This window comes from Streptomyces sp. NPDC031111, assembly GCF_055570675.1.
The window spans coordinates 84,361-101,329 of sequence record NZ_JBVIGS010000003.1; the positions used below are offsets into that span (position 1 = coordinate 84,361).

The window sequence follows — 16,969 nt, forward strand, 5'->3', positions numbered from 1 at the left end:
GAGGATTGGGAAGGCCGGAACCGAGACGTTCCGGCCTTCCTTGCGTATTGTCCCCGCGAGGGGTTGCCATGCCACCACAGAAAGTGAGGGTGGCGCTTGTCAGTTGTGTCGAGGACGTGAAAGGCTCGGCGACTGCCGCGAGGTTTCCCCCAACTCCATAGCCACTATGGCGAGTTGACCTCGTTCGTGATGCGGGAGACTCATGCCCGACCTGCCGAGCCCTCAGGACGCCACCGAGGCGGCGCTGTTCACCGAGTGCTGGGACGCGGCGCTCTCCTACGCCGACCTGTGCACGGCCGGGTCGGCCGCCGCCGCGGAACTCGCCCGCGAGGCCTTCGAACAGGGCATACGGGAGCTGCGCGCCGCCGAGGCGGGAACCGTCCGCGGCCATGGCCGCCGTCCCGCCCGCCTGCCCCGGATACCCCTGCTGCTGACGGCCGTTCGCAGCACGGCCGCCGCCTGGGAGGAGGCCGGACAGGGCCACAAGCTCGACCCCGACCTGAGGCTGTGGCTCCACTCCGACCAGGCCACCCGCTACATCGGCCCCCCGCCGTCCCGCCCGATCGCCCTGCGCGGACTGCGTGATCTCCAGCCGGCGGACGCCGAACTGCTGTGGCTGGCCGAGGCGGAGGCCCTGCCCCTGCCCCTGGTGGCCCGCCGGCTCGGCCTCGACCCCGCCACCGCCGCCGACGAACTCGCCCAGGTCGGCCGCCTGTTCCGGGACCGCTGCCACCGCAACCACCTCGACTCCCCCATGGCCGCCGAGTGCCGCGCCTACGCCCGGCTGCTCGACGCCGTCACCCGCTCACCCGCCGCGGACACCCCCGACGACCTGTCCCGGCACCTCGCCACCTGCCACCAGTGCGCCGAGGCCGCCGCCTGTCTGCGGCTGCACGGCGGGGGACTGCCCGGGGCGCTGGTCGGCGGGGTGGTCGGCTGGGGCGGCCTCGCCTATCTGGAACGCCGTCGCCGCGCCGCCGAGGTACGCCTCGGAGCCGGACGCCCCGACCGGGCCGACACCGACACCGGTGACCCGGCCGACGGCGGCGGCCGGACCCGCGTCGCACGGCACGGCCCGCTGGTCGCGGCCCTCCTCGTCTCCCTGATCGCGCTCGCCGCCACACTGGTGCCGTTCGGCGGCGACACCGCCGACGAGAGCGCCGCGCACCCCGACGCCGACCGGCAGCCGGTGGCCGACCCCGGCCCCTCCCTGCCGGCCGCGCCCACGCTCTCCCCGGACCCCCCGTCCCCGGAACCGTCCGCCGAGCACACCGCCGACAGCACCCCGGACCGGAAGGACCCCGACCCCGAACCGCAGGGCACCTCCTCCGCCACCACCGCGCCCGAGACCACCGGCCGCACCGCTCCTGCCGCCTGCCGCGTCGACTACGACCTGGTCAACCAGTGGCCCGACGGCTTCCAGGCAGCCGTCACCGTCACCACCCGCGAGCCCCTCGACTCCTGGCGCGTCGGCTTCAGCTTCGGGGACGGCCAGCAGGTCACGCAGATGTGGGACGCCTCGGTGGACCAGGACGGTTCCCGTGTCACCGTCACCGCCCAGGACTACAACAGGACGGTCAACGCCGGCGGAAAGCTCGCCTTCGGCTTCCTCGCGTCCTGGCAGGGCACCAACCACCCGCCGTCCGGCTTCACGCTCAACGGCCGGACGTGCGCGACCGTCTGACAACCGTCCGACCCGGGAGCCCGGAAAAACAAGTTGACGGACACGGGCGGCCGCGGGCTACTGTGTCGCCAGATCACGCGGAGGCCGTGCGCCGCCGCACCGGACCGTTCATGGAGTGAGGAGGTGTCGACCGATGGCTGTCATTGCGCTGGGCGCTGCCCGCATTCGCGAATCCATCAAGTCCACCTCCGTGGCCACCGGCTGACCTCACCCTTTCCAGTTCGCGTACCACCCTGCGTACGCGCCGCCGGGGCCACCCACCCGAAGGGTCACCCCCTTGAACTCCATGAGTTCCCCCTCCGTCACCTCCGCGCTCACCCCCTACGGCTGGGACGACGCCTGGGCCGACGAGTTCGCCCCCTACGACGCGGAAGGGCTGCTGCCCGGGCGCGTGATCCGGGTCGACCGCGGCCAGTGCGACGTCGTCACCGCCGGCGGCACCCTGCGCGCCGACACCGCCTTCGTCACCCCGCACGACCCCCTGCGGGTCGTGTGCACCGGCGACTGGGTCGCCGTCGAACCCGGCGGCAACCCGCGCTACGTACGCGCGTACCTGCCGCGCCGTACCGCCTTCGTGCGCTCCACCTCGTCCAAGCGGTCCGAGGGGCAGATCCTCGCCGCCAACGTGGACCACGCCGTCGTCGCCGTCTCCCTCGCCGTGGAACTCGACCTGGCCCGGATCGAACGGTTCCTCGCACTGGCCTGGGAGTCCGGGGCACAGCCGGTGGTCGTGCTCACCAAGGCCGACCTCGTGCCGGACGCGGTGACCCGGTCCCACCTCGTCCAGGACGTGGAGACCAGCGCGCCCGGCGTGCCGGTGCTCACCGTCAGCGCCCAGGACGGGGAGGGGCTCGACGTCCTCGCCGCCATCGTCTCGGGCGGCACGACGGTGCTGCTCGGGCAGTCCGGCGCGGGCAAGTCCACCCTCGCCAACGCGCTCCTCGGCGAGGACGTGATGGACGTCCAGGCCACCCGGGACGTCGACGGCAAGGGACGGCACACCACCACCACCCGCAACCTGCTGGTCCTGCCGGGCGGGGGAGTCCTCATCGACACCCCCGGACTGCGGGGCGTCGGACTGTGGGACGCCGGCACCGGCGTCGGCCAGGTGTTCGCCGAGATCGAGGAGCTCGCCCGGGACTGCCGCTTCCACGACTGCGCCCACGAGAGCGAGCCGGGCTGCGCCGTCCTCGAAGCCATCGAGACCGGCGCCCTGCCGCAACGCCGCCTGGACAGCTACCGCAAGCTGCTCCGCGAGAACCAGTACATCGTCGCCAAGACCGATGCCCGGCTCCGTGCGGAGATCCGCAAGGACTGGAAGCGCAAGGGCGCGATCGGCAGGGCGGCGATGGAGGCCAAGCGGGGCCGACAGCGGTAGCGCCACCTCGCCACCTCCATGTCCGATATCCGCCAGCCGGGATCTCCCGGGTGGCGGACACTGGACAGCGTGATGGACGAGAACAGCAGGTACGAGGCGGTGCGCAGCCGGGACGCCCGGTTCGACGGCGTGTTCTTCTTCGCCGTCGAGACAACCGGGATCTACTGCCGTCCCAGCTGCCCCGCCGTCACCCCGAAGCGGGACAACGTGCGGTTCTTCGCGACCGCCGCCGCCGCGCAGGGCTCCGGGTTCCGGGCCTGCCGGCGCTGCCGCCCGGACGCCGTCCCCGGCTCCGCCGAGTGGAACGTGCGGGCCGACGTCGTCGGCCGCGCCATGCGGCTGATCGCCGACGGCGTCGTCGACCGCGAGGGCGTCGCCGGACTCGCCGCACGGCTCGGCTACAGCGCCCGCCAGGTGCAGCGCCAGCTCACCGGCGAGGTCGGCGCCGGACCGGTCGCGCTCGCCCGCGCCCAGCGGGCGCACGCCGCACGCGTGCTCCTCCAGACCACCGGGCTCCCGGTCACGCAGATCGCCTTCGCGTCCGGTTTCGCCAGCGTGCGGCAGTTCAACGACACCGTACGGGCCGTGTACGCCACGACACCCAGCGCACTGCGGGCCTCCGCGCCCCGCCGGGGCCGCGCCGCCGCACGGACCGCCACACCCTCCGCCGGGATCCCCCTGCGGCTCGCCCACCGCGGCCCCTACCAGGCGGGACCCGTCTTCGACCTGCTGGAACGCGAGGCCGTCCCCGGCGTCGAGGAGATGAGCGGCACCCCGGGCACCCGCACCTACCGGCGCACCCTGCGCCTGCCCTACGGCACCGGCATCGCCGCCGTCGACGAACGCCCGCACACCGGGCCCGGCGCCCACCCCGGCGGCTGGCTCGACGCCCGGGTCCACCTCACCGACCCCCGCGATCTGACCACCGCGGTACAACGGCTGCGGCGGCTGTTCGACCTGGACGCCGACCCGTACGCCATCGACGAACGGCTCGGCGCCGACGCCCGGCTCGCCCCGCTGGTCGCCGCCCGGCCCGGCCTGCGCTCACCGGGCGCCACCGACCCGGAGGAGCTCGCGGTGCGCGCGCTGGTGGGCCGCGACGAGGCCGCACGGCTGGTCCGGCACTACGGCAAACGGCTCGACGCCCCCTGCCTCGGCCTCACCCACCTGTTCCCCGAAACCACCGTCCTCGCCGACGCCGAACCCGACGGCACCCTGGGCGCGCTCACCGCCGCCCTCGCCGACGGCACCGTACGCCTCGGGCCCGGCGCCGACCGGGACGACGCCCGGGACGCCCTCGGCGCCGTCCCCGGCCTGGACGCCCGTACCGTCGCCGTGATCCGCACCCGCGCGCTCGGCGACCCGGACGCGGCCCCGCCCGGACCGGACATTCCCGACAGCTGGCGCCCCTGGCGCTCGTACGCCCTGAACCACCTGCGTGCCGCAGGGGAGTTGGAGTAACCATGACGACCACCACCACGTACTGGACGAGCGTGGACAGCCCCGTCGGGCCGCTCCTGCTCACGGCCGCCCCTACCGGCGAACTGACCTCGCTGTCCGTGCCCGGGCAGAAGGGCGGGCGCACCGTGCGGGACGACTGGCGGCCCGACCCCGGACCGTTCCGCGAGGCCGAGCGGCAGCTCACCGCCTACTTCGCGGGCGACCTCAAGGAGTTCCGGCTGGCCATGACCGCCGTGGGCACCCCGTTCCGGGAGAAGGTGTGGGCCGCGCTCGACGACGTCCCCTACGGGTCGACCGTGTCCTACGGCGAGATCGCGGCACGGATCGGCGCGCCCCGGGCCGCCGTGCGGGCCGTCGGCGGCGCGATCGGCGCGAACCCGCTGCTGATCGTCCGCCCCTGCCACCGGGTCATCGGCGCCGACGGCGCCCTGACCGGCTACGCGGGCGGGCTGGAGCGCAAGGTGCGGCTGCTCACCCACGAGGGCGCGCTCCCCGTCGGGCCGTGAGCGCGCGGGTCAGCCCCAGAACACCGCGCCCAGCCACGCCGCCGTGATCAGCTGGCAGGTGAACAGCTCCGTCAGCACGCTCCAGCCGCCCGAGCGCATCGCCGTGCGCAGCGCCGCGACCGCCTCACCGTGGCGGCCCAGCCGCAGCCGCTCGCAGACGTAGATCCCGGCGAGGAACCCCGGAACCGCGCCGATCACGGGCAGCAGCACGAAGCCCAGGAACGACCCGCAGCCCGCGTACGCCAGCAGCCGCCCGTCCGCCCCGCCCGCCCGCAGCCGGCGGGGCGGCAGCGCCCAGCGCACCACCTGGGACAGGAACAGCACGACGGTCGCCCCCACCAGCACCCACCAGGCGACGGGCCGTGGATCCTTCAGCGCCCACCACAGCACCCCGGCCCACACCAGCCACGACCCGGGCACTCCTGGCAGCAGCACTCCGCACAGTCCGAGCAGGAGCACCAGTCCGGCGAGCAGGAGGTCCCACGCTCCCATCTGTCCAGGGTGCAGGAGTCCGGGAGGCGGCGCAGGACGGAACGGCCCCGGTGACTCCCTGTCGCACAGCCGTCCCGCCGTTCACCCGACGGGCCCTCCCGGGCGTGCCGCGGGACGGACATTTTCCGGATGCCCCGTTTTCACGCGGCCCGCGCGGTGGACAATTGGGGGCATGAGCCAGCAGGGGGGAAGGCCCACCGGTCCCGAGGACGACTGGTGGGGTCAGCTGTACGACGAGGCCACCGACGACACGGGCCCCACACCGGCGCCCGATTCCCTGGACGACCGCTTCGCCTCGGCGTCCGGCACGCTGAACACGAGCGGTCCGGCACCGACGGTCCCCGAGCCGCGCCCGGCGCCCGACGCGCCGGCGGCCCGCCCGCCACGCGCCCCCTGGGAACCCCCGCCCGCCACACCCCCGGGCCCGGTGACCTTCCCGCCGAGAACCGGCCGTCCGCCCGGGCCGCACCCGTTACGGCCTCCGACGGCCCCCACCTCCGGTACGGCCTTCGGCTCCTGGACGCCCGCCACCGCCCCGACGCCACCGTCCACGCCCCCTCCGGCCCCGGAACCCGCGGACGAGCCCGCCGACCCCCGTCCCTCCCGTCTCGAACCGCCCCCCGCCCCGCCGTCGTCCCGCGCCTACGTGGGGTCCCGGCCGCCCACCTACGACGCCGAGCCCACCGCCCTCCCCGAGGCCGACCCCGACGACCCGGGTGACCCGGTGCCGGACACCGTGCTGGACGGGGCCCGGTACGGGGCCTGCACCCTGCGTGCCGCGTCCGTACGCGGGGACTCAGCCCGGTACCGGGGCGAACCGCGCCGCGACGCGCTGCTGACCGCCCGGTTCGGCTCGGGGGAGCAGGCCCTCGTCCTCGTGGCGCTGGCGACCGGTGTCCGGACCGCGCCCGCGGCGCACCGGGCCGCCGCCGACGCCTGCCGGTGGATCGGCGCCGCGGTCGGCCGCAGCCACGCCCGCCTCGTCGACGACATCAGGGCCGCCCGGCGCGCCGACCTCAAGTCCGGTCTGCACCGCCTCACCGACCGCAGCCTCGGCAGGCTCCGCGCCGGCGCGGCCGAACAGGGCCTCGAACCCGACGGCTACGCGGCCACCCTGCGCTGCCTCCTCCTGCCCGCCGACCCCGAGTGCCGCACCCGGGTCTTCTTCGGCGTCGGCCCCGGCGGACTGTTCCGGCTGCGGGACGGCGAGTGGCAGGACATCGAACCCGAGGTCGCCGACGTCAGGGGCGAACCCGTGGTCGGTTTCGGCTCGCCGCCCTCCGAGACCCCCGACGGCGACCGTCTCACCATGGACCTGGGCATCCCCACACCCCCGAGCCCGTACGAACCGGCCCCCGAACCGCCCCGCGAACCCTTCCGCTTCCGCACCTCCATAGCCCGCCCGGGTGACACCCTGCTGATGTGCGGCACCGGCCTCGCCGAGCCCCTGCGCGGCGAGCGGGACCTCCGCGCCCACCTCGCCGACCGGTGGTCGCGCCCCGAACCGCCCGGCCTCGCCGCGTTCCTCGCCGACACCCAGGTACGGGTCAAGGGGTACGCGGACGACCGTACGGCCGTCGCCGTTTGGGAGGCGTGAGCCCGCCCGGTGTGAATTCATGGAACCCGTCAGGCATCTTCGACACCCGAGGGGCAGACGGAAGCCATGGCCAAACAGAACGTCGCGGAACAGTTCGTCGACATCCTCACCCGCGCGGGAGTGAAGCGGCTCTACGGCGTCGTCGGCGACAGCCTCAACCCTGTCGTCGACGCCGTTCGCCGCAACGCCGCCATCGACTGGATCCACGTCCGGCACGAGGAGACCGCCGCCTTCGCCGCCGGCGCCGAGGCCCAGGTCACCGGCAGGCTCGCCGCCTGCGCGGGCTCCTGCGGACCCGGCAACCTCCACCTCATCAACGGCCTGTACGACGCCCACCGTTCCATGGCCCCGGTCCTCGCCCTCGCCTCCCACATCCCGTCCAGCGAGATCGGCCTCGGCTACTTCCAGGAGACCCATCCCGACCAGCTGTTCCGCGAGTGCAGCCACTACAGCGAGATGATCTCCAGCCCCCGGCAGATGCCCCGGCTGCTGGACACCGCCATTCAGCACGCCGTCGGCCGCTCCGGCGTCAGCGTCGTCACTCTCCCGGGTGACATCGCCGACCATGCCGCCCCCGAGAACCCCGCCGAGACCGCCCTCGTCACCTCCCGGCCCACGGTCCGCCCCGGCGACGCCGAGATCGACCGCCTCGTCGACATGATCGACGAGGCCGAGAAGATCACCCTCTTCTGCGGTGCCGGCACCAAGGGGGCACATGCCGAGGTCATGGAGTTCGCGGGCAAGATCAAGTCCCCGGTCGGGCACGCCCTGCGCGGCAAGGAATGGATCCAGTACGACAACCCGTACGACGTCGGCATGAGCGGACTGCTCGGCTACGGCGCGGCCTACGAGGCCACCCACGAGTGCGATCTGCTGATCCTGCTCGGCACCGACTTCCCGTACAACGCCTTCCTCCCGGACGACGTGCGGATCGTCCAGGTGGACGTGCGGCCCGAGATCCTGGGCCGGCGCTCCAAGCTGGACCTCGCGGTGTGGGGCGATGTGAAGGAGACGCTGAGCTGTCTGATGCCCCGGGTCCGCACCAAGGACAACCGGAAGTTCCTCGACCGGATGCTGAAGAAGCACGCGGACGCGCTGGAGGGGGTGGTGAAGGCGTACACGCGGAAGGTGGAGAAGCATGTGCCGATCCACCCCGAGTACGTGGCGTCCGTCCTGGACGAGATGGCCGACTCCGATGCGATTTTTACGGTTGACACCGGGATGTGCAATGTCTGGGCGGCCCGCTACATCACCCCCAACGGCCGCCGCAGGGTGATCGGTTCGTTCTCCCACGGCTCGATGGCCAACGCGCTGCCGATGGCGATCGGGGCGCAGTTCACCGACCGGGGCCGGCAGGTCGTGTCGATGTCCGGCGACGGCGGATTCACCATGCTGATGGGCGACTTCCTCACCCTCGTGCAGTACGACCTGCCGGTGAAGGTGATCCTGTTCAACAACTCCTCGCTGAGCATGGTGGAGTTGGAGATGCTGGTCGCGGGACTGCCCTCGCACGGCACCGCCCTGAAGAACCCCGACTTCGCCGCCGTCGCCCGCGCGTGCGGCGCCCACGGGGTGCGGGTGGAGAAGCCGAAGGAACTCGCCGGGGCGCTGAAGTCCGCGTTCAAGCACAAGGGTCCCGCCCTGGTCGACATCGTCACCGACCCCAACGCGTTGTCCATCCCGCCGAAGATCAGCGCGGAGATGGTGACCGGGTTCGCGCTGTCCGCGTCCAAGATCGTGCTGGACGGCGGTGTGGGGCGGATGCTCCAGATGGCGCGGTCCAATCTGCGCAACGTGCCGCGCCCGTAAGGGGGTTCACTGCGCGCGGGGCCTCCAGCCGCGTGCCGAGGTGTCGTACTCGTACCGGGGCAGGCCCTCGATGCCGCTGGTGCGGAACGGGCGGCCGTGGTCGTCGATACGGACCGTGCCGGTGCGGCCCTGCGAGGACCAGTCGAGCTCCAGGTACCAGCGGCAGTCGCAGTGCGCCGTGCGGGCGGTGACGAGGAGGACCTCGGGGTCCGTCGCGGAGACGCGGTAGGGCATGCGCACGGCCGGGATCGGCGTACCGGCGTCGTTCCCGGCGACGGCGCGGGCGATGGGCCGGTCCTTGTCCAGGTCCACGTCGAAGGAGCGCGGGGTGAGCGCGCCGCCGCAGCCCTGGTCCATGGCGTACGCGTTCCCCTGCGCGGGGTCGGCGCGGCCGGCCACACGGACACGCAGCGCGGTGAGGACGACGGCCGTGTCGGACGTCCCCTGCACCGACACCTCCACCATCGTCTCGCCCCCGTGCACGGCCGACTGGGTCCCGGCCCAGGTCCCGGCGTCCTGCGGGGCCGGTGGCGGGGGGACCTGCTTCGGGGCCTTGGCGATGACGTAGTCGTGCCCGCACCCGTGCGCCCAGACGTGGGAGTCGGCGGACCAGGTGAGGGGCGGTGGCCCGACGGGGGCCTTCGACTTCGTCGCACCGGGGGAGGAGGCGTCGGGCTTGCGCCGTGCCTCGGGGGAGGAGGGGCCGCCCTCCTTCGCGGTGGCGGTCGCGGAGGGGGACGACGGGGAGGGCGAGGAGGTGCCGCTGCGGGACGCCGTCGGGCCGTCACTCGTCGTGGACGCGCTCGGTGGCTGGGCGGCGGGCCCGCTCCCGCCGGACGCCCGCCGGTCGTCCGGCAGCACGGCCAGACTCCCCACCGTGGCGAGCAGCGCACAGGCGGCGGCGAGGGCGACGGCAACCCGCTTGCGCCGATACCAGGGCCGCGGCCCGCGAGCTCCGGGTCCGTACCCGATCAGAGTGGCGGCTGCGGCGCCCGGTCCGCTCGCCGCGTCCGGCACCGCGTCGCCGGTCCGGGCGGCCGGCCCACTGCGGACCCGGTCCGCTCCGGCGGCCGCCGGGTTCGCGCCGTCGCGCCCGCCCGGAGCACCCGGGTCCGGTGCGCTGTCGAGGGGTGCCCCGGGGGCCGCGGCACGGCGCCCGGCGCCGGTTACGGGGTCCGGCCCGCCGGCGGCCTCAGGGTCGGCTACGGAGTCCGGCCCGCCGTCGGCGGGGTCGCCGTAGAGAGGTGCCCCGGGGGGCGATGCACGGTGCTCGGGGTCGGCTACGGGGTCCGGCCCGCCGATGGCGGCGCGGTCGACCCCGTGGGCGGCGCTGTGTCGGGGCGGCGGCTCGTCGAGCCCGTCGGCGCGCGCCGCACCGCTTTCCGCAGCCGGTCCGGCGGCCGGCGGGTTCGCGCCGTGGCGCCCGCCTGGAGCGCCCGGGGCCGGTGCACCGTTGAGGGGCACCCCCGGGGCCGCCGCACGGCGCTCGGGGCCAACTCCCTTGGCGGCGCTGTGTCCGGGCCGCGGCGCGTCGGGCCCGTCGGCGTGGGCCGCTCCGCCTTCTGCGTCCGGTCCGGCGGCAGGTGGGTTCTCGCCGTGGCGCCCGCCCGGAGTGCCTGGGTCCGGTGTGCCGTCGAGGGGTGCCCCGGGGGCCGCCGCACGGCGCTTGGGGTCGGCAGCGGCGCTGTGTCCGGGCCGCGGCTCGTCGGGCCCGGCGGCCGGGACACCGGGGTCTGCGCCATGCGCCCGCTCCCGCGCGGCGGCGCGCTGCTCGCCCGCGTCGGCGCCGGGACTCGTGACTGGTTCGGAGCCCGAGCCTGAGTTCGGCCCTGGCACCGAGCCCGAGCCCGAGCCCGAGCCGGAGCCGGAGCCGGAGTGCGAGCCGGGGTCGGAGTCCGAGCCGGGGTCGGGATCCTGGGCCCGTGCGCCGCGTGGGCGTTGGCGGGATTCGGCTGCTCGGAGCCAGCGGTCGTGGAGGTTCAGGCGTTCCGCGCGTGTCGCGCCGCACAGGGCGGCGAACCGTTCCACCGGCGCGAAGTCGACGGGGACCGCCTCGCCGGCGCAATAGCGGTGCAGCGTCGAGGTGTTCATGTTCAGGCGGCGGGCCAGCGAGCCGTAACTGCGGTCCGTACGTTCCTTCAGCTCCCGCAGCAGTGCCGCGAACTCAGCCACGTCGTCCTGCGCCGACACCGTCACCCCGCACCCGAATTGACCGACCCGGGCCCTGGGACGGCATCCCAGGCACCCCATATACCTGCACGTCGGACGGGCTGGGATGGTTCCATGCCGGTGGATCCGGCGACGACGCTTGCGCCCGCCTCCTGAGACGGCTGATGCTCTTGGTACCGCGAACCGCCACGACGGCAGCCGCCATTCCATCACGCTCACCACACGGGGGACATCCATGCCCAGGCACACCCGCGCCGCCACCCTCGCGACGCTCACCGTCGCCGTACTCGCCGCCGGCACGGCACTCACCGCGCCGGCCGGCGCCGCGCCGCAGAAGGCACCCTCGCCCAAGTTCCTCGCGGCGTCCGAGCTGCCCCCGCACCCGTCGTCCGCCTGGACCGCCGGTCCGGTCACCGACGGCTTCCCGGTGGAGCTCGCCTACTGTCTGGGCGAGGGCGTACCGGCGTACGACTACCGGCACCGGGTCTTCCACACCGACCTGGACACCGGCGCCGTACAGGTCACCGTCGTCACCGGCTCCGCCGCCAAGGGCAAGGCGCTGGCCGCCCTGCTGAACAAGGAGATCCGTACCTGCGCCGACCGGATCGAGGAGTCCTACCCGGACATCGAGGCCGAGGGCCGGTACTACGGCAAGCTGCCGGTCGAGGAGGGCGCGCAGGTGCACGGGCTGCACACCGAGACCTCCTGGGGCGCCACGGACGTCCACCTGCTGTCCGTGGGACGGGACGGCAGGACCGTGACCGTCGTCGGCTGGGGGCAGATGGGCGACTTCGACGACGCCCCGGTGGGCGCGTTCAAGAAGACGACGAAGAAGGCCGTCACCAAGCTGTACTGAGGCCGCACGGCCGCCACGACCACTGCGAGAAGCCGGGGTCGTCCTCCCGTCCGGGGGTCGGGAGGACGGCCCCGCGCGCCTGCGTGGGCCTCTGTGTGTCCATCTGTGTGTCCATCGCACTTCGGCCAACCACGGACCGTGACCGTCCCGCATGACTGCCGGGCCGGGTGACCGGGCAAGCATTCCCGTGAAGGTGTTCGAGTACAGGGGGAATCGACATCGGCACGCGGGCGGGGGCCATGAAGAGGCAGGCTTCGGCGGCTCAGCTGAGGCGCACACTGGGGCGGGCGGATCTACGGGCGGTGCCCGAGTCCCGCCGGGCGTTACGGGAACTGCTACGGCACTGGGGGACACCGGAGCGTTCCGAGGTGGCGGAACTGCTCACCAGCGAGCTCGTCACCAACGCGCTCGTCCACACCGACTACGAGGCGGTCCTGACGGCCACCCTCGGACCCCGTGGTCTACGGGTGGAGGTACGGGACTTCGTGGCCCACGAGCCCCGGCCGCGCCCCCCGTGCGCCGACGAGGGCACGAACGGAAGGGGCCTGGTGCTGGTCGAGTCCCTGGCCGACGGGTGGGGCGTACGAAGGCACCGGGTGGGCAAGTCCGTCTGGTTCGAACTCGAGGCGGACGCGGCCTGAAACGGCGAAGGGGCGCGGCCCGCACGGACCGCACCCCCGCACACGCCGCCGCGCGGCGTCAGCCGAACTGCTGCTCCAGGTCCTTGAGCTTGCGCTCCAGGGAGTCCAGGCGCGGCAGCGCCTGGGTGTCGTCCTCGGCGGTGAGGTCGACGGTCATCGCGTCAGAGCCGGTGCGGACCGGCTGAAGGGAGGGACGCGAGCGGACGGGCAGGGCCTCCGGCGCCGATATGGCAGGCTCCGCGGAGACCAGGTCGGATTCCCGCTCCACGGTTGCCGTCTCCAGCTCGCGCCCGCCGCCCCGGCCCACGAAGCCACGGTGGCCGCGGCTGATCGCCTTCAGCCGGGCGCGCTCCACGCGCTGCTGGTCCCGCCGGCGCTGCTTCGCCTCGCTCTTGCGGGCCTTGTCCTCGCGTACTTCCTCGACCGCCTCGTCGAGGCTGCGCACGCCCTCCAGCAGCATCAGCGACCAGGCACCGTAGGTCTCACGCGGGGCGCGCAGCCAGCGGACGATACGGATCTGCGGCAACGGGCGCGGCACCAGGCCCTGTTCGCGCAGGGCGGCGCGGCGGGTCTGCTTCAGCGCGCGGTCGAACAGGACCGCCGCCGACAGGGACATGCCCGCGAAGAAGTGCGGGGCGCCCGCGTGTCCGACGCCCCGGGGAGCGTGCACCCAGTTGAACCAGGCCGCGGCGAAGGCGAACGTCCATACGAGTATCCGCGAGCCGAGGGCCGCGTCACCGTGGCTGGCCTCGCGCACGGCGAGCACCGAGCAGAACATCGCCGCGCCGTCCAGGCCGAAGGGGACGAGGTACTGCCAGCCGCCGGACAGTCCGAGGTTCTGTTCGCCGAACCCGACCAGGCCGTGGAAGGAGAGCGCGGCGGCCACCGCCGCACAGCAGAACAGCAGCACGTAGGAGACGGTGCCGTAGACGGCCTCCTTGCGCCTGCGCCGCTCCTCGCTGCGCTCCCACGAGTCGTCGGCGCGGGTGTCCTTGACCGAGGAGCGCTTCCCGCGCGCCAGCACCGCCACCGCCGCCAGCATGCCCAGGAGCAGCACGGCGCCCGGAAGCAGCCAGTTCAGCGATATGTCGGTCAGTCTCATCTAGGGGTCCCTTGCATTGGGATAGGGCGTAACGCCCGCCATAGTGGCCCAATCCCAGCGGCCCTCAGGGGGTTTCGGGGCAAGAGGCCGCCAACGAAGTGCGAGGGGGATGCCCAGGGCGGCGTTCTGCTCGAACTGCCGCGTGAGGGGCGGGAGTTGAGTTCGAATAAGACTACCCGTACGGGTGGTTCCGCGGAAAGTTCCCTCGACGGGTGAGGGAATTGTGAATCCCCTGTGACCTCCGCTGCGTACAGACCGGATGATCTTACCCGCCGAAAGGGGGTGCCGTTGTCCGACGTGGCGTCAACTCGCCTGCGCGGCCAGCTCGGTGGCCCGCCTCCCCGTCCCTCCGGTGGCACAGGTGCGCGGGCAGGTGGCGCAGATGTCCGCGGGGCGCAGCGTGTAGAACATGCAGCAGCTGACCCGGTCCCGGGTGACGCCCTCCTCCGCCGCGCCGGGCCCGCTCGGCCGGCGGAACGTCGCCGCGCCCACATACGGCTTGGTCGCGCCCGGCAGCAGCAGCTCCAGCTCCCGCAGGCCCCGCTCCTCCTCGCCGAGCAGCTGCGAGACGTACCGTAGGCTCTCCACGATCTCGTCGGTCGCCATGCCCCACAGGGCCCGGCCGCGGCGCCGCATCCGGGGTCCGAAACCGGCCAGGACGGGTTCGAGGTGCTGGGCGACCGCCGCGCGCACCTCCGCCCGCAGCGCCTCCTCGTCGGGCACCACGCGCGCGCCGGGCAGTGCGGCAGCGGGGTCGCCGGGCAGGCAGGCGAAACCGTCCGGACGTACGGCCATGCGGCCCACGGCGAGGCCGGCGGCGGTGCGGTCGAACGAGACGTGCGTCACGGGGTAGTAGGGCACGCGGCGGTCCAGGAACCACGGCACCGTGATCAGCAGGCAGGCGGGCCAGGCGTAGCGGTGCAGACCGAAGGTGGCGATCACGTCGGGGCGGCCCTGCTGTCCGTAGTCCCGCAGCACCTGGGTGTCGTCCCAGGCCAGGAAGCGCTCCAGCGCCGCGCCGCCCTCGGCGAGCCCGGACGCGGCGACCCAGCCGCCGCCCGTGGGCGCCGCCTCTCCGGTGCCGAGTTCGGTGACGGCCAGGGCGGGGAAGGCCTCCGCCAGGCGGGCGTACGCGTCCGCGACGGCCGAACCGGGCACGGGCATGGGGCCACCCCTTCACGTCTCATGGAGCCGGGCCAATAAAGGTAAGGCTCACCTTACCGAAGATCCGTGAGATGTGAACCGGTAGCCCCTGTGCGCTTATGGTGCTTGACGGACAGGTGACAACCCGCCGTAATGACCCCAAGTACCGATACGTCCGCAGGAGGGCCTTGTGAAACAGGGCACGCAAGGCACGCAGGGCTCCGCCGCCATGGGGGACGCGGCGGCCGGCCCCGCCGCCACGGGCCGTTTCCGGGTGCCCGTCCAGCCGGTGGCCCGGGACGCCGGCCGGGAGCGCGACCGGCCGGGCGGTGACGGGGGTGGTGCGGCGCGCGGCGAGCACACGCACTGCGAGCCCGTCCTGCCCCGGCCCCGGCCCGCCGTCCAGCGGTCCTCCGTGCGGGGGCAGATCCTCGACGCCCTGCGCACCGCGCTGGTGGCGGGCGACCTGCGGCCCGGCGAGGTGTACTCGGCGCCGGTGCTGGCCGAGCGGTTCGGCGTCTCCGCCACGCCCGTCCGGGAGGCGATGCAGCAGCTCACGCTGGAGGGCGCGGTCGAGGTCGTGCCCAACCGGGGGTTCCGGGTCGTCGAGCGGGGCGCGCGGGAACTGGCCGAGCTCGCCGAGGTCCGGGCGCTGCTCGAGGTCCCGGTGATGATGCGGCTGGCCCGGACGGTGCCGGCCGAGCGGTGGGCCGAGCTGCGGCCGCTGGCGGAGGCGACGGTGCGGGCGGCGTCGGGGGGGTGCCGGGCCACGTACGCGGAGGCTGATCGGGCGTTCCACGGTGCGGTGCTCGCTCTCGCGGGGAACGAGCAGTTGGTGCGGATCGCCGAGGATCTGCATCGGCGGGCGCAGTGGCCGCTGGTCGGGGGTGGGGCGGGGGCGGGGACGCGGGGGCGGGCGGAGCTGGTGGCGGACGCGCATGAGCACACGGCGCTGTTGGACGCGTTGATCGCGGGGGATTTGGATGTGGTGCGGTCACTGGTGGGGGAGCACTTCAACGGGGCGGGGTGAGGGTGGCGGGTTTCTCTCGCCCCCGCCGCCCCTTCCCGTCCCGTCCCCGGGGGCGCTGCCCCCGGACCCCCGCTCCTCAAACGCCGGAGGGGCTGAGTAGTTCAGCCCGTCCGGCGTTTGAGGACGAGGCCCGAAGGGCCGAAAGGGGGGTCTGGGGGCGCAGCCCCCAGGGACGGGCGCCCCTCACGCCGTGGCGGCCCCCGGTGGGGCCAACTGGTGGGCCAGCCAAGTGGGAACGCCTCCGAGGAGGCGAAACAGGCGGCGAGCCTCCTCGCGCAGGCGCCCCGCCTCCGGTTCCGTCTCCGTGTCCGCGAGGGACACCAGCGCCGGCGCCGTGCCGACGAGGTAGCCCAACTCCTCGCGGATCCGCAGGGACTCGGCGAAGCCGTGCCGGGCCTCCGCCAACTCGCCCTCCCGCAGGGCCAGTCCGGCCAGGTGGCGCCAGGTGGCCGAGAGCAGCAGCGGGTCGGCGTGCGCGGTGGCGCCCGCGTGGGCGCGCCGGTACGCGGCCCGCGCCGCCTGCGGGGACCGGGTGAGGTTCTCGGCGATCAGTCCGCGCCGGAAGTCCAGCAGCGCCCGCCCCGGCGCCCCCGGAGCGATCAGCGCCGCCGCCCGGCCGAGCGCCGCCCGCGCCTCGTCCGCCCGGTCGCGCACGGCGAACAGGGTGGCGGCGTAGGCCAAGTACCCGCGTTCACAAGCGGCCGCCCCCCGCTCGTCGTCGGAGTCCGCCGCGGCCTCGGCCGTACGCAGCGCGTCCTCCGCCTCCTCCCACCCCGCCTCGGTGTACAGACACCGCTCCACCAGCAGGGACGCCCGCTGCAACGCCGCCTTCGGACCGGCGGGTTCGAGCAGCGCGGCGGCGTCCGCCCAGCAGGCGCGGGAGCGAAGCCGCCACACCGCCGTCTGGAGGGGATCGTCATCGGCGGTCGTTCCGTCACCGGACATGGCGGTATGCGCCACGTTGCCCTCCCCGAGCACGCCATCGAGCTGTTGAGTGGTGGCCGCATCTCAGCACGAACCACGGGGCCCGGCCAAGAGGGTGGGTGAAGGATTTCACAAAGTCCTGAACCACGGGCCGGATTCGTGATCCCGCCCACGGAC

General features: G+C 74.1%; 14 protein-coding genes. 9 read left to right on the forward strand and 5 right to left on the reverse strand.

The window, feature by feature from the left end:
- The first annotated feature begins 202 nt into the window (after nucleotides 1-202).
- The 4 genes from ACZ470_RS07615 (at nucleotide 203) to ACZ470_RS07630 (ending at nucleotide 5,029) form a co-directional block, all read left to right on the forward strand.
- A complete protein-coding gene (locus tag ACZ470_RS07615) occupies nucleotides 203-1,684 on the forward strand; it encodes a cellulose binding domain-containing protein (protein WP_468425340.1) in 1,482 nt (493 codons plus the stop codon).
- A 286-nt stretch (nucleotides 1,685-1,970) separates the two neighbouring features.
- Complete coding sequence (rsgA, locus tag ACZ470_RS07620; RefSeq protein WP_468425342.1) at nucleotides 1,971-3,062, forward strand: ribosome small subunit-dependent GTPase A; 1,092 nt, start codon at nucleotides 1,971-1,973, stop codon at nucleotides 3,060-3,062.
- Nucleotides 3,063-3,134: 72 nt separating this feature from the next.
- The gene (locus ACZ470_RS07625; protein WP_468426273.1) at nucleotides 3,135-4,523 is read left to right on the forward strand and encodes a DNA-3-methyladenine glycosylase 2 family protein; all 1,389 of its coding nucleotides are present in this window, start codon (nucleotides 3,135-3,137) and stop codon (nucleotides 4,521-4,523) included.
- Nucleotides 4,524-4,525: 2 nt separating this feature from the next.
- Nucleotides 4,526-5,029: a methylated-DNA--[protein]-cysteine S-methyltransferase gene (locus ACZ470_RS07630; protein WP_468425344.1), complete on the forward strand. Its 504-nt coding sequence runs from the start codon at nucleotides 4,526-4,528 to the stop codon at nucleotides 5,027-5,029.
- 9 nt (nucleotides 5,030-5,038) lie between these two features.
- Here ACZ470_RS07630 and ACZ470_RS07635 read toward each other — a convergent pair whose 3' ends face one another.
- Nucleotides 5,039-5,521 (reverse strand): DUF456 domain-containing protein, encoded by a 483-nt coding sequence (locus ACZ470_RS07635; RefSeq protein WP_468425346.1) that lies wholly within the window; start codon nucleotides 5,519-5,521, stop codon nucleotides 5,039-5,041.
- A 172-nt stretch (nucleotides 5,522-5,693) separates the two neighbouring features.
- Here ACZ470_RS07635 and ACZ470_RS07640 point away from each other — a divergent pair, with 172 nt between their 5' ends.
- A complete protein-coding gene (locus ACZ470_RS07640; RefSeq protein ID WP_468425348.1) occupies nucleotides 5,694-7,118 on the forward strand; it encodes a protein phosphatase 2C domain-containing protein in 1,425 nt (474 codons plus the stop codon).
- Between the two features lie 66 nt (nucleotides 7,119-7,184).
- Complete coding sequence (locus ACZ470_RS07645; RefSeq protein WP_468425350.1) at nucleotides 7,185-8,927, forward strand: pyruvate dehydrogenase; 1,743 nt, start codon at nucleotides 7,185-7,187, stop codon at nucleotides 8,925-8,927.
- A gap of 6 nt (nucleotides 8,928-8,933) precedes the next feature.
- Here the strand turns inward: ACZ470_RS07645 and ACZ470_RS07650 are convergent, their stop codons facing one another.
- Nucleotides 8,934-11,099 (reverse strand): helix-turn-helix domain-containing protein, encoded by a 2,166-nt coding sequence (locus tag ACZ470_RS07650; RefSeq protein ID WP_468425351.1) that lies wholly within the window; start codon nucleotides 11,097-11,099, stop codon nucleotides 8,934-8,936.
- A 232-nt stretch (nucleotides 11,100-11,331) separates the two neighbouring features.
- Between ACZ470_RS07650 and ACZ470_RS07655 the strand changes: the two genes are divergently transcribed.
- Both ACZ470_RS07655 and ACZ470_RS07660 read left to right on the forward strand, forming a co-directional pair.
- Complete coding sequence (locus tag ACZ470_RS07655) at nucleotides 11,332-11,952, forward strand: hypothetical protein (protein ID WP_468425353.1); 621 nt, start codon at nucleotides 11,332-11,334, stop codon at nucleotides 11,950-11,952.
- 239 nt (nucleotides 11,953-12,191) lie between these two features.
- A complete protein-coding gene (locus ACZ470_RS07660) occupies nucleotides 12,192-12,593 on the forward strand; it encodes an ATP-binding protein (RefSeq protein ID WP_468425355.1) in 402 nt (133 codons plus the stop codon).
- A gap of 58 nt (nucleotides 12,594-12,651) precedes the next feature.
- Here the strand turns inward: ACZ470_RS07660 and ACZ470_RS07665 are convergent, their stop codons facing one another.
- Together ACZ470_RS07665 and ACZ470_RS07670 are read right to left on the reverse strand one after the other, a co-directional pair.
- Nucleotides 12,652-13,695, reverse strand: a complete 1,044-nt coding sequence (locus ACZ470_RS07665) for a DUF2637 domain-containing protein (protein WP_468425357.1) — start codon at nucleotides 13,693-13,695, stop codon at nucleotides 12,652-12,654.
- Nucleotides 13,696-13,998: 303 nt separating this feature from the next.
- Nucleotides 13,999-14,859 carry a (2Fe-2S)-binding protein gene (locus ACZ470_RS07670; RefSeq protein ID WP_468425358.1) on the reverse strand — a complete coding sequence of 287 codons (861 nt, stop codon included), beginning with the start codon at nucleotides 14,857-14,859 and terminating at the stop codon, nucleotides 13,999-14,001.
- A gap of 169 nt (nucleotides 14,860-15,028) precedes the next feature.
- Here ACZ470_RS07670 and ACZ470_RS07675 point away from each other — a divergent pair, with 169 nt between their 5' ends.
- The gene (locus ACZ470_RS07675) at nucleotides 15,029-15,868 is read left to right on the forward strand and encodes a GntR family transcriptional regulator (protein ID WP_468425359.1); all 840 of its coding nucleotides are present in this window, start codon (nucleotides 15,029-15,031) and stop codon (nucleotides 15,866-15,868) included.
- Nucleotides 15,869-16,051: 183 nt separating this feature from the next.
- On the opposite strand, the gene ACZ470_RS07680 is transcribed toward ACZ470_RS07675, so the two are convergent.
- On the reverse strand, nucleotides 16,052-16,813 hold the full coding sequence (locus ACZ470_RS07680; RefSeq protein ID WP_468426275.1) for a hypothetical protein: 762 nt from the start codon (nucleotides 16,811-16,813) through the stop codon (nucleotides 16,052-16,054).
- Nucleotides 16,814-16,969 lie beyond the last annotated feature (156 nt).